This is a genomic window from Sulfitobacter sp. PR48 (genome assembly GCF_028807335.1).
Classification (GTDB): Bacteria; Pseudomonadota; Alphaproteobacteria; order Rhodobacterales; family Rhodobacteraceae; genus Sulfitobacter.
In genome coordinates, this window is sequence record NZ_JARAMM010000015.1 from 26962 (window position 1) to 39130 (window position 12169).

Here is a 12169-nt window from a genome sequence, read left to right on the forward strand (position 1 = left end):
TTTGACGATATATGGGGGAATAATGAATCCTGTCCTGCGCTCAACTCTCTGGCTGGCTTTCTTCGGGCTGGTGCTGGCGGCATGGGCGCTGATGTATGTCATGGCGATGGACATGGACCTCGACCTGCTGGGCCGTCCCGGCCAGATGGGCGACATGATGCGCGGCATGGACCCGCGCATGGACATGTATATGCCGATGGCAAATTTCGGCCCGCTGTTCGTGATGTGGGGGGCGATGATGGCGGCAATGATGCTGCCCACCATGGTGCCGACCCTGCGCAGCTATGAGGACCTGATGGTCAGTGCCGATGGCACGCGGGCAGGGTGGCTTGGCGTGCTGCTTGGATACTTCACCCTATGGCTGGCCTTTGCCGCCCTGATCGCGGGGCTGCAACTGGCGCTGCTGTTCGGCGGGGCAATCGACATGCTGGGCATCGCCCGGTCGCGCTGGTTTGCCGCCGCGCTGTTGCTGGCGGTGGGGCTGTTCCAGTTCACCCGGACCAAGGAAATCTGCCACGGCGTCTGCCATTCCCCGATGATCTATTTCCTTGGCCACTGGCGCACCGGCTTTGCAGGTGGTCTGCGCATGGGGCTGGGGCTGGGTGCGTATTGTGCGGGCTGTTGCTGGGGCTTCATGCTGCTGGGCTTTGCCGGCGGGGTGATGAACCTGGCCTGGATGGGGCTGGCGACGCTTTTCATGGTGCTGGAAAAGCTGCCGCAAATCGGACATCGTGTCACCAGACCCATGGGGGTTGCCCTGATCTGCGGCGCATGTGTCGTGGCGGGCTGGCCCCTGATCATGATACCTTTTCACGGAGGATAAGATGGCCGTCACCAGATTACCGGAAGCAGACCGCCTGCCGATTTCCCAACGCATCGACAGCCGGATGCCCAATCCGGGACGGCGCAGGATGACGCCCACCGACTGGGCGATCAAGGGAGAGCTGTTCCTCAATTGCTCCTGCACCGTGTTCTGCCCCTGCGTGGTGAGCCTGGGCGCGCATCCCCCGACCGAGGGGCATTGCCATGCCTGGATGGCCATCGCCATCGACGAAGGCCATTACGAGGGCGAGGACCTGTCGGGCCTGAACGTCGGCCTGCTGGTCGATATTCCCGGCCGCATGGGAGAGGGCAACTGGAAGGTTGCCGCCTATGTGGACGAGCGCGCCAGCGGCAAGGCCTATAACGGCATCCTGCAGATCTTTTCGGGCCAGGCGGGCGGCACCACGGGGCTGTTCACCATGCTGGTGTCCGAGATCATCGGCGCGGAACGCGCCCCGGTCCAGATCACCCGTGACGGCAACCGCCGTGCGATCCAGATCGGCCGCAAGATCCAGGGCGAGATCGAGACCCTGGCGGGCAAGGATCCGGAGCACCCGGTGATGGTCTCCAATTCGAAATACTGGATGGGCCCCGACATCATCGCGGCGAAGGGTCTGCGCAGCAAGGTGCGCGACTATGGCCGGGTCTGGGATTTTGACGGCATGTCGGCAGAGATCTGCCCGATTGACTGGAAAGGCCCCAAACCATGATTGACGCGGGCTTCGTTCAGATCATGGCCCGCTACAACGCGTGGCAGAACCGTCAGCTGATGGGTATTGTCAACGACATGGACGATGCCGCGCTCGACCATGATCACGGCGCATTTTTCAGCACCATCAGGGGCACGCTGAATCACCTGCTCTGGGCCGATACCATGTGGATGAGCCGCCTGTGCGATGATGTCGCAAAGCCGAAGGTGGCGGGCGATCAATCGACCACCTACACCGAGACCACGGGGGTCTGGCAGGCGGAGCGGTTCCGCATCGACGGGCGCATCCGCATCTGGTCGGAGACCCTGTCGAACATCGACCTGCTGGGCGATCTGACCTGGTATTCGGGCTTGACCAAATCCGAGATGTCAAAGCCCAGGGCGCTTTGTATTGCACATATCTTCAACCACCAGACCCACCACCGGGGCCAGGTCCATGCCATGCTGACGGCAGGCGGTCATGCAGCACCGGTGAGCGATCTTGCCTTCATGCCAGAGGACGCCTGATGCCATCACCCCGAACGATGGACCAGTTGAACAGCGAGCGCGCCGCCTTCTGGGCCGCGCTGGCCGAAGAGATGGCCGAGGCCGACAGCGCAGAGCGGACCGGTCAGGAACAGCACTTTGCCCTGGGCGATGATTTGCTCGACGGGCGCCTGCGCATGGTCATGTCGGTGTCACAGGACAAGACCTCGGTGTATCTCGTGGCACGATCCGACGCGGCAAAACGCTGGGTCAGCACCCATCTTGCCGCGTTGCAAACCGAATTGCGGGCCGCCGGTCCGGGCGACAAAACCAATGTCGCCGCCGGGCGCTGGTTTCGCCGGGACGACAAGAAGAACGTCGTGACCCTGCGCAGCCGCTGGCCGGAGATGCGCCGCTGGCTGCGCGCACAACATGCAACATTTCAACAGGCGGCTTGCGCCGTGCAGAAAGACACTGACTGATGGCCCTGATTTCCCCGTCACGGCGGCTGCGCCGGACCCCGTTTTCCGATGGCGTGGAGGCGGCAGGGGTCTCTGCCTATACCGTCTATAACCGGATGCTGCTGCCCACGGTCTTTCGCAGCGTCGAGGAAGATTACCATCACCTGAAATCGGCGGTGCAGGTCTGGGATGTAGCCTGCGAACGGCAGGTGGAGCTGCGCGGGCCGGATGCGGCGCGGCTGATGCAGATGCTGACCCCGCGCGACCTGCGCGGCATGTTGCCGGGGCGCTGTTTCTATGTCCCCATCGTCGATGAGACGGGCGGCATGCTGAACGACCCGGTGGCGGTGAAACTGGCCGAGGACCGCTGGTGGATCTCGATCGCCGACAGTGACCTGATGCTTTGGGTCAAGGGCATCGCCAACGGCTACCGGCTGGATGTGCTGGTGGATGAGCCCGATGTGAGCCCGCTGGCGGTCCAGGGGCCGAAAGCGGATGAACTGATGGCGCGGGTCTTCGGCGATGCGGTGCGCGATGTGCGGTTCTTCCGCTTCGGGCATTTCGAATTCCAGGGCCGGGACTTGGTTGTCGCGCGCTCGGGCTATTCCAAGCAGGGCGGCTTTGAGATCTACGTCGAGGGCAGCGACATCGGGATGCCGCTGTGGCATGCGCTGATGGAGGCCGGGCGCGATCTGGACGTGCGCGCGGGCTGCCCCAATGGCATCGAGCGGGTGGAGGCGGGCTTGTTGAGCTATGGCAACGACATGACCGACGACAACACGCCGCATGAATGCGGGCTGGGCCGGTTCTGTGACACCCAGACGGCCATCGGCTGTATCGGGCGGGATGCGCTCTTGCGGGTGGCCAAGGAAGGGCCGGTGCAGCAGATCCGCGCCATCGAGATTGCCGGCGACCCGGTGCCGCGCTGCGACCGGGCCTGGCCCCTGATGGCCGGGGCGCGGCAGGTGGGGCAGGTCACCTCTGCCGTCTGGTCACCCGATTTCGGGGTGAATGTGGCCATCGGCATGGTGCGCATGACCCATTGGGATCCGGGCACGCCCTTGCAGTTGCACGGGCCGGATGGAATGCAGGAGGCGATCGTGCGCGAGGGTTTCTGGCTTTAGCGCGGAGGTATCGGTGGCACCGGGGCGCTGCCCCGGACCCCGGGAATATTTGAAGGCCAAAAAGAAATGGGCCGGGAAAAAGGGCGGAGCGCCCGGAAAGGATGAGAGATGTTCAATGCGTTGATCGTGAACAAGGACGACGAGGGCAAGACATCCGCACAGGTGGCGCAGATTGGCCTGGACGATCTGCCGACGGGCGACGTGACCGTGGCGGTGGAATATTCGACCGTAAACTACAAGGACGGCTTGTGCATCGGGCCGGGCGGCGGGCTGGTGCGGAACTATCCGCATGTGCCGGGCATCGACTTTGCCGGGACGGTGGAAGCCTCGGACGACGACCGCTACAAGCCCGGCGACAAGGTTGTGCTGACCGGCTGGCGCGTGGGCGAGGCGCATTGGGGCGGCTATGCGCAAAAGGCGCGGGTCAGGGCCGATTGGCTGGTGCCGCTGCCCGGGGGGCTCGACACCCGTCAGGCGATGGCTGTGGGCACGGCCGGTTTCACCGCGATGCTGGCGGTGATGGCGCTGGAAGATCACGGCATCAAAAAAGGTCCGGTGCTGGTCACCGGTGCGGCGGGCGGTGTGGGTTCGGTCGCCACCGCGATCCTGGCCAATCTCGGCCATGAGGTTGCAGGCGTCACCGGGCGGCCGGAAACGGCGGATTACCTCAAGAGCCTTGGCGCCAGCCAGATTGTCGCCCGCGCGGAGATCAACGAAACCACCAAGCGCCCCCTGGAGGGCGAGACCTGGGGCGGCTGCGTGGATGCCGTGGGCGGCGCCATGCTGGCCCGTGTGCTGGGCCAGATGGAATATGGCGCATCCGTTGCCGCCGTTGGCCTGGCGGGGGGTGCGGCCTTGCCTGCCACGGTGATCCCCTTCCTGCTGCGCGGCGTGAACCTGCTGGGCATCGACAGCGTGATGCAACCCTATGAGAACCGTCTGCGCGCCTGGGAGCGGATCGCGCGGGACCTGCCGATGGACAAGCTGGAGGCGATGGTTCAGCCCGCCAAACTGAGCGATCTGCCCAGGCTGGGGGCGGATATCCTCAAGGGGCAGGTGAAGGGCCGGGTCGTGGTAGATGTGAACGCATGACCCTGCGCGCTGTTGCCGTGCCGCAATATGCCTTTCTGTCCCGCCATGTGGGGCAGGGGGCGACCTATACCGATTGCTATGAGGTGGTGGTGCCCGGTCAGGTCGATCTGGCGCAGTTCATCTGCCGTTTCTACACCAGCTGGCTGTTCCGGCTGGAGCGGCTGGTGCTGTCCCTTGCCCTGCGCCGCCGCATCGCTGATGCCGAGGTGGCAGCGCTGGCGGCGGGGGCGGAAGCATTCGCCATCTGGCGGGTGGAGGCGCGTGGCGCGCGGCAGATCCTGCTCTCTGACCTGCGCGGCAGCACCTGTTCCTGGCTGGCGGTGGCCCCCGGCGATGGCGGCGGCACGCAGCTGCTTTTCGGCTCTGCCGTGATTGCGCGTCCGGGGCGCGAATTGTCCCGGATCGTGCGCATCCTGACACCTTTTCACAAGGTCTATGCGCGCGGGTTGCTGCGGGCGGCGGCAGCGCGGCTTGCAAAGGGGTGACGGCGGCAAAAGATCGTCTTACAACGGGCCGAACCACTTCAGGAGAACCCGATGACCGCCTATGATGACCAGAATATCTTTGCCAGGATCCTGCGCGGCGAAATCCCCAGCTTCAAGGTCTACGAAGATGACGAGACCCTGTGTTTCATGGACATCATGCCGCGCACCGACGGGCATTGCCTGGTGATCCCCAAGACGCCCTGCCGCAACATCCTGGATGCGACACCGGCGCAGCTGGCGGCCTGTATGGCGACGGTCAGCAAGGTGGCGAATGCCGCGAAAAAGGCCTTTGCCGCCGATGGCATCACCCTGCAGCAGTTCAGCGAAGCCGCAGGCGGGCAGGAGGTGTTCCACCTGCATTTTCACATCCATCCCCGGCACGAAGGCCTGCCGATGCGGCCACCGGGCAAGATGGGCGACATGGATGTGATCAAGGGCCATGCAGAGAAGATCGCAGCGGCGATTTCATAAGGGAATCAGCCGTTTTCCGGCTCGAATCGGCGGATGATACCGACCTAATTGATTTCAAATGCGTCAGGACGGGCGTCAGCGGCGGGTGCCAAGCGGTGCCGTTTGCCCGCAATTTTGCCGAAATTTCTTGCAAGCACCTTGCCCAAATTTGAGCACATCCCGGTAAGCTATTGAGAGCAAAGGTTTCCTTTTGCTTTGTGTTCCATGGATCGGGCCATAGGCTTTGTCACATAACAATAAAACAGGGACATATGCTATGGCGCTTAGACCTCCACTGATGAAGCTGCCGATCAAGACTGCGGACAGCGGTTTTTATCGCGGCTTCAGCATCGACGTGACCATCACGGCCAAGATCATCATTGGTCTGCTGGTGATCTGGGCCGTCGCCTTTCCCGAGCAGGCAGGCCGTATCCTGTCGGAATTCAACGGGTTCATCCTGACAAATTTTGCCACCTGGTACGTCTGGGTCATGGCGCTGTTTGTCATCACCTGCCTGGTGCTGGCGATCTGGCCCGCGGCGGGGCGGCTCAAGATGGGATTGCCGGACGACAAGCCGGAATTCAGCAACTTTTCCTGGTTCTCGATGATGTTCGGTGCCGGGATCGGGGTCGGGATGCTGACCTGGGCGGTGGCCGAGCCGATCTATCACTTTGGCAACAACCCGGATGTGATCCAGGGCTTTGCCGCGGGCAAGGGCGAGGACAACATCCTGAACGCCTACAAGTGGTCCTATCTGCACTGGGGGTTCACCGCCTGGGCCTCTTATGCGATTGCCGGTCTGGGGCTGGGCTATTTTGCCTATCGCCGGGGGCTGCCGCTGACCATCCGGTCTTCGCTGACACCCTTGTTCGGCAAGTCGCTGTCGGGGCCTTTCGGGCATCTGATCGACATCGTGGCAGTCGTCGCCACCATCCTTGGTGTGGCGCAGACCCTGGGGTTCGGCGTGAACCAGTTTGTCGACGGGATGAGCCGGATCGGCGTGGGTGATTGGCTGACCGGTGACGATGGCCAGCCTTCGTCCATCGGGATCATCTTTTCGATCATCGTCATCATGGGGGCCTCGACTCTCTCGGCGCTGTCGGGGGTGGGCAAGGGCATCAAGTGGCTGTCGAACATCAACATGGCGCTGTCGATCTTCCTGCTGGGATTCCTGATGATCTTCGGCTCGACCTTCTTCGGGCTCTGGACCTTCTTTGTCGGGATCTGGGAGTATGTGATCGCGCTGCCCGGCATGATGTTCACCGTCTATGGCGGGGAGAATCCGGTGGATATGGACCTGGCCGGATGGCAGGGCTCCTGGACCGTGTTCTACTGGGCATGGTGGGTTGCCTTCGCACCCTTCGTGGGCCTGTTCCTGGCGCGCATCAGCCGGGGGCGGACCATTCGCGAATTCGTGCTGGGCGCGGTCTTTGTGCCTGCGCTGATGTGCTTTGTCTGGTTCGCCTGGGCCGGTGGCACGGCGATTGACCTGGAACTGACGGGTCAGGCCGGTGGCAAGATCTTTGAGGCCACGGATGGCGGCAAGATCTTTGCCATGACGGACATCCTTCTGGGCAATGGTACGCTGGGCTGGCTGATGGCCGTGGTCATCGTGATCCTGCTGATGACCTACCTCGTGACCTCGGCGGACTCCGCTGTGCTGATCGTGAATACCATCAATGCCGCAGGCGACGAAGGGCCCAAGGCGCGTCCGCATATCATCTTCTGGGGTGTCGCCCTGGGGGCGGTGGTGGCCGCGCTGCTGCTGATCGGCGGGATCGGCGCGATCCAGACCGCCATGGTCATCGGCGCGCTGCCGTTCTCTCTGGTGATGGTCCTGATGGCGGTTTCGCTGATCAAGGCGATCTTCAACGACGGCAAACGCGCAGCATCGGGCGTGACGACCTATTCCGAAGAAGTGGAGGCAACTCCGGCGGAATAAGTGTTTAAAATCAACCGGAGGGGCCGGTATCCTGCCGGGCCCTCTGACCTAAACCGGGTTGCGCTCAGGTCGCCACCTGTTAGTCATCCCGGTTCACACAGAACAGAAACAAGGGGACAGTGATGGTTGATGAAACCACAAATCAAGGCATACCCGAACCAGAAGGCGTGTCGGATGTCATCGACACGCAATACGAAATCGGCCAGGACAATATCGACGGGTCCATCGGTAAATTCGGGTTCGACATTCACAATCCGGTATTTGCCATATCGGCGGTCGCGATTGTCGCATTCGTATTTTACACATTGGCACTGCCGGAACAGGCCGCGTCGGCATTCTCCTGGATGTTCGGCTTTACCACCAAGAATTTCGACTGGTTCCTGATCGGGGCCGCCGACCTGGTGGTGATCTTTGCGCTCTTGCTGATTGTGACGCCCTTCGGCTCCGTCCGGCTGGGCGGCGCGGATGCGGCACCGGATTACACCTACATGGGGTGGTTCGCGATGCTGTTTGCCGCGGGCATGGGCATCGGGCTGATGTTCTACGGCGTTTCCGAACCGCTGACGCACTTCTCGACCTCCTTCGGAGATACGGCTGTTGCTGAAAACGGGCTGCGCACGGATTGGGCACCGCTGGGTGCTGCCACCGGGGATGAGCCGGGTTCTGTCCGTCTGGGCATGGCCGCCACGATCTATCACTGGGGGCTTCACCCCTGGGCGATCTATGCCACCGTGGCGCTGGCACTGGCGCTGTTCACCTATAACAAGGGCCTGCCGCTGACCATTCGTTCGGCTTTCTATCCCCTGCTGGGCGAGCGTATCTGGGGCTGGCCGGGGCATGTGATCGACATCATCGCGGTATTCGCAACCCTGTTCGGTCTGGCAACATCACTGGGCTTTGGCGCGACACAGGCGAATGCCGGTCTGAACGAGCTGTTTGGCATTCCGATCAGCAAAACCACCGAAGTTGTGCTGATCACCGTGATCACCGGTGTTGCGCTGGTGTCGGTTGTCCGCGGCCTGGACGGCGGTGTCAAGATTCTGTCCGAGATCAACATGGGTCTTGCCGGTCTGCTGGCCTTGTTCACCCTGATCGTGGGGCCGACGGCTTTCCTGTTCGCCTTCTTCTGGGACAGCCTGGTCGCCTATGTCGAATATCTGCCGGCCCTGGCGAACCCCTTCGGGCGCGAAGACGTCAACTTTTCGCAAGGCTGGACAGCGTTCTACTGGGCCTGGTGGATCAGCTGGTCGCCTTTCGTGGGCATGTTCATCGCCCGCGTCAGCCGGGGCCGCACGGTGCGTGAATTCGTCATCTGCGTTCTGCTGATCCCTTCCATGGTCTGCGTGATCTGGATGTCGATCTTTGGCGGCACGGCAATCAACCAGGTGCTGGCGGATGCCTACACCGGGGCGCAGGACGCGGAACTGCCGTTGCAGCTGTTCAAGATGCTGGATCAGCTGCCGCTGGCCTCGATCACCTCCTTCATCGGCATCGTGCTGGTGATCGTGTTCTTCGTGACCTCGTCGGATTCGGGCAGTCTGGTGATCGACACGATCACGGCGGGCGGCAAGATCGACGCGCCAATGCCGCAGCGGGTGTTCTGGTGTCTGTTTGAAGGTGCGGTTGCCATTGCCCTGCTGCTGGGCGGCGGATTGGCCGCGCTGCAATCCATGGTGATCTCGACCGGGCTGTTGTTCACCGTTGTGCTGCTGTTGATGTGCTACTGCATCTTCCGTGGCCTGCAAAGTGAGCGCAGCAAGGCGCGCTGACGCTCCGCCATAACGACAAGACAGGGGCATCCCGCCGGGGTGCCCCTTTTCTTTTGGCTTGACCTTGCGCGCGGCTGAGGCGAACCCTTCGCCCATGACACAACTTGATACCGCCTGGGTGCGCGCGCAGTTTCCCGCCTTTGCCGAACCATCGTTGCAGGGGCAGGCCTTTTTCGAAAACGCAGGGGGTTCCTATACCTGCCAGCCGGTGATTGACCGGCTCACCCGCTATTATACCCAGCGCAAGGTGCAGCCCTATGCGCCCTATGCCGCCAGCCAGCTGGCCGGGGCAGAGATGGACGAGGCGCGCCAGCGGCTGGCCGCGATGCTTGGGGTTGAAACCGACGAGCTGAGCTTTGGCCCCTCGACCACGCAGAACACCTATGTCCTGGCCCAGGCCTTTGGCCAGATGCTGGAACCGGGTGAGGCGATCATCGTCACCAATCAGGATCACGAGGCGAACACCGGACCCTGGCGCAGGCTGGCGGAGCGGGGGATCGAGCTGCGCGAATGGTGCATTGATCCCGAAACCGGCCGGTTGAACCCGGATGATCTGGAAAACCTGCTGGATGACAAGGTGCGGCTGGTCTGCTTTCCGCATTGCTCCAACGTGGTGGGGCAGGTCAATCCGGTGGTGGAGATCACCGCATTGGCCCATGCCGCCGGTGCCTTTGTCTGCGTCGATGGCGTGTCCTATGCGCCGCATGGCTTTGTCGATGTGGGCGCGCTGGGGCCCGACATCTATCTCTTCTCGGCCTACAAGACCTTTGGGCCGCATCAGGGGCTCATGGTGGTGCGCCGGGCGCTGGGTGCGCTGTTGCCGAACCAGGGGCATGTCTTCAACGGCGGCACGCTTTACAAACGCTTCACGCCTGCCGGGCCGGACCATGCACAGATCGCCGCCTGTGCCGGGATGGCCGATTACATTGATGAGGCCTATCGCCACCACATCGGCGGCGATGCCCCTCCCGTGGCGCGGGCCGGGGCCATGCATGACCTGATGCGCGCCCATGAAACGGCGCTGTTGCAGCCCTTGCTGGACGCGGTGAAAAGCCGCAATTCGGTGCGCCTGATCGGTCCCGCGACGGCCGGGAACCGCGCGCCGACCGTTGCCCTGGCCCTGAACCGCCCCGGTGAGGAGGTCGCCGCCGATCTGGCACAGCATGGCATCATGGCGGGCGGCGGCGATTTCTATGCGGGCCGCGCACTGGGCGCCATGGGGGTCGACCCGGCAAAGGGCGTCCTGCGGCTGAGCTTTACCCATTACACCTCTGCCGCAGAGATGGATCAGCTTTTGACGGCCCTGGACAAGGTTTTGTGAAACCATAGTCTTTTTGTGAAACCAAAGCCTTGCCTCATCCGTGTCTGACCTAACTCTCTGTGAAGGAGAGTGGCAAAGACAGGTGAGATGAGCGACAATAAACCGATCCTGATGTGGTTCCGCCGCGATCTGCGGCTGAGCGATCATGCGGCCCTGACGGCTGCCTGCGACAGCGGGCGGCCGGTGATCCCCGTGTTCATCCATGACGACCTGTCCGAAGGGCTGAAGGCCGCGCCGAAATGGCGGCTGGGTCTGGGCGTGGTGCATCTGGCCGAAAGGCTGGAGGAAAAGGCGAGCCGGTTGATCCTGCGCCGCGATCACGATGCGCAGGCGGCGCTGAACGCGCTGATCGGGGAAACCGGGGCCGGGGCCGTCTATTGGTCGCGGCTTTACGATCCCGACAGTGTTGCGCGGGACAGCAGGATCAAACAGAACCTGAAGGAGCGCGGCATCGAGGCGCGGTCATTCGGCGGGCATCTGATGTTCGAACCCTGGACGGTCGAAACCGGGCAGGGTGACTTCTACAAGGTCTTCACCCCGTTCTGGAACAATGTGAAGGGCAGGGATGTGGATGCGCCGCTGAGCACGCCCGCGCGCATCCCCGCGCCGGACAACTGGCCCGGGGGTGACGCGCTGGCAGACTGGCGCATGGGTGCCGCGATGCAGCGCGGTGCCGATGTGCTGCGCCCCTTCGCGCGGCTGGGCGAGGATGCGGCGCAGGCCCGGCTGGGTGCCTTCATGGCGCAGATCGTCGCGGATTATGACGAGAGCCGCGATATTCCCGGTACGGATGGCACCTCGAACCTGTCGGAAAACCTATCGCTTGGGGAAATCAGCCCGCATCAATGCTGGCACGCAGGGCTGCGCGCGCGAGAGGAAGGCAAACGGGGGGCCGAAACCTTCATGAAGGAGCTGGTCTGGCGCGAGTTTGCCTATCACCTGATGCACCACACCCCGCGCATCCTGACCGACAACTGGCGCGTGGATTGGGATGCCTTCCCCTGGCAGGAGGACGCACGCGCCGCCGAAGTCTGGGCCTGGAAAAAGGGGCGCACCGGCATCCCCTTTGTCGATGCCGCGATGCGCGAGCTTTACGTGACCGGGCGGATGCACAATCGCGGCCGGATGATCGTGGCCAGCTATCTGACCAAACATCTGATGACCCATTGGCGCATCGGGATGGACTGGTTCGAGGACTGCCTGATCGACTGGGACCCGGCCAGCAATGCGATGGGCTGGCAATGGTCGGCGGGGTCAGGCCCGGACGCGACTCCCTATTTCCGGGTCTTCAACCCCGAAACCCAGATCGACAAGTTCGACAGGGACCGCAGCTATGTCAGCCGCTGGATCGCCGAGGGGCGCGCAAACCCGCATGACGACGCGCTGAAGTTCTTTGACGCGATGCCGCGCCACTGGGGTCTGTCCCCAGACGATGACTACCCCGCGCCCATCGTCAGCGCCGCTGACGGACGGGCGCGTGCCTTGCAAGCCTATGAGTCCCGCGACTTTTAATAATTGTTAATCCCGCC

Annotated in this window: 12 protein-coding genes; all 12 read left to right on the plus strand. The window is 63.0% G+C overall.

Annotation, left to right across the window (positions count from 1 at the left end):
- Positions 1 to 22 precede the first annotated feature (22 nt).
- Positions 23 to 823: a DUF2182 domain-containing protein gene (locus tag PVW51_RS18255; protein ID WP_274576563.1), complete on the plus strand. Its 801-nt coding sequence runs from the start codon at positions 23 to 25 to the stop codon at positions 821 to 823.
- A 1-nt stretch (position 824) separates the two neighbouring features.
- Complete coding sequence (locus tag PVW51_RS18260; RefSeq protein ID WP_269366265.1) at positions 825 to 1532, plus strand: DUF1326 domain-containing protein; 708 nt, start codon at positions 825 to 827, stop codon at positions 1530 to 1532.
- Positions 1529 to 2038 carry a DinB family protein gene (locus PVW51_RS18265; protein ID WP_274576565.1) on the plus strand — a complete coding sequence of 170 codons (510 nt, stop codon included), beginning with the start codon at positions 1529 to 1531 and terminating at the stop codon, positions 2036 to 2038. Before PVW51_RS18260 ends, PVW51_RS18265 begins: the two co-directional genes overlap by 4 nt.
- Positions 2038 to 2478 (plus strand): hypothetical protein, encoded by a 441-nt coding sequence (locus tag PVW51_RS18270; protein ID WP_274576566.1) that lies wholly within the window; start codon positions 2038 to 2040, stop codon positions 2476 to 2478. The genes PVW51_RS18265 and PVW51_RS18270 overlap by 1 nt, the downstream gene beginning before the upstream one ends.
- On the plus strand, positions 2478 to 3581 hold the full coding sequence (locus tag PVW51_RS18275; protein ID WP_274576567.1) for a dimethylsulfoniopropionate demethylase: 1104 nt from the start codon (positions 2478 to 2480) through the stop codon (positions 3579 to 3581). Before PVW51_RS18270 ends, PVW51_RS18275 begins: the two co-directional genes overlap by 1 nt.
- A 108-nt stretch (positions 3582 to 3689) precedes the next feature.
- Positions 3690 to 4673 carry an acryloyl-CoA reductase gene (gene acuI / locus PVW51_RS18280; protein WP_269366256.1) on the plus strand — a complete coding sequence of 328 codons (984 nt, stop codon included), beginning with the start codon at positions 3690 to 3692 and terminating at the stop codon, positions 4671 to 4673.
- A complete protein-coding gene (locus PVW51_RS18285; RefSeq protein WP_274576570.1) occupies positions 4670 to 5158 on the plus strand; it encodes a hypothetical protein in 489 nt (162 codons plus the stop codon). Before acuI ends, PVW51_RS18285 begins: the two co-directional genes overlap by 4 nt.
- A 51-nt stretch (positions 5159 to 5209) precedes the next feature.
- Positions 5210 to 5629 (plus strand): HIT family protein, encoded by a 420-nt coding sequence (locus PVW51_RS18290; protein WP_269366253.1) that lies wholly within the window; start codon positions 5210 to 5212, stop codon positions 5627 to 5629.
- A gap of 256 nt (positions 5630 to 5885) precedes the next feature.
- Positions 5886 to 7550 carry a BCCT family transporter gene (locus PVW51_RS18295; RefSeq protein ID WP_274576571.1) on the plus strand — a complete coding sequence of 555 codons (1665 nt, stop codon included), beginning with the start codon at positions 5886 to 5888 and terminating at the stop codon, positions 7548 to 7550.
- Positions 7551 to 7672: 122 nt separating this feature from the next.
- Positions 7673 to 9319, plus strand: coding sequence for a BCCT family transporter (locus PVW51_RS18300; protein ID WP_274576572.1), 1647 nt, complete (start codon positions 7673 to 7675; stop codon positions 9317 to 9319).
- Positions 9320 to 9413: 94 nt separating this feature from the next.
- Positions 9414 to 10640: an aminotransferase class V-fold PLP-dependent enzyme gene (locus PVW51_RS18305; protein ID WP_274576573.1), complete on the plus strand. Its 1227-nt coding sequence runs from the start codon at positions 9414 to 9416 to the stop codon at positions 10638 to 10640.
- 87 nt (positions 10641 to 10727) lie between these two features.
- Complete coding sequence (locus tag PVW51_RS18310) at positions 10728 to 12152, plus strand: cryptochrome/photolyase family protein (protein ID WP_274576574.1); 1425 nt, start codon at positions 10728 to 10730, stop codon at positions 12150 to 12152.
- Positions 12153 to 12169: the final 17 nt, after the last annotated feature.

What these genes read in the sequence shown, in the direction of transcription:
- PVW51_RS18295 (WP_274576571.1), top strand. Translation starts at nt 5,886, where the DNA reads ATGGCGCTTAGACCTCCACTGATGAAGCTGCCGATCAAGACTGCGGAC.
- PVW51_RS18270 (WP_274576566.1), top strand. Translation starts at nt 2,038, where the DNA reads ATGCCATCACCCCGAACGATGGACCAGTTGAACAGCGAGCGCGCCGCC.
- PVW51_RS18275 (WP_274576567.1), top strand. Translation starts at nt 2,478, where the DNA reads ATGGCCCTGATTTCCCCGTCACGGCGGCTGCGCCGGACCCCGTTTTCC.
- PVW51_RS18285 (WP_274576570.1), top strand. Translation starts at nt 4,670, where the DNA reads ATGACCCTGCGCGCTGTTGCCGTGCCGCAATATGCCTTTCTGTCCCGC.
- PVW51_RS18300 (WP_274576572.1), top strand. Translation starts at nt 7,673, where the DNA reads ATGGTTGATGAAACCACAAATCAAGGCATACCCGAACCAGAAGGCGTG.
- PVW51_RS18265 (WP_274576565.1), top strand. Translation starts at nt 1,529, where the DNA reads ATGATTGACGCGGGCTTCGTTCAGATCATGGCCCGCTACAACGCGTGG.
- PVW51_RS18310 (WP_274576574.1), top strand. Translation starts at nt 10,728, where the DNA reads ATGAGCGACAATAAACCGATCCTGATGTGGTTCCGCCGCGATCTGCGG.
- PVW51_RS18305 (WP_274576573.1), top strand. Translation starts at nt 9,414, where the DNA reads ATGACACAACTTGATACCGCCTGGGTGCGCGCGCAGTTTCCCGCCTTT.
- PVW51_RS18290 (WP_269366253.1), top strand. Translation starts at nt 5,210, where the DNA reads ATGACCGCCTATGATGACCAGAATATCTTTGCCAGGATCCTGCGCGGC.
- acuI (WP_269366256.1), top strand. Translation starts at nt 3,690, where the DNA reads ATGTTCAATGCGTTGATCGTGAACAAGGACGACGAGGGCAAGACATCC.
- PVW51_RS18255 (WP_274576563.1), top strand. Translation starts at nt 23, where the DNA reads ATGAATCCTGTCCTGCGCTCAACTCTCTGGCTGGCTTTCTTCGGGCTG.
- PVW51_RS18260 (WP_269366265.1), top strand. Translation starts at nt 825, where the DNA reads ATGGCCGTCACCAGATTACCGGAAGCAGACCGCCTGCCGATTTCCCAA.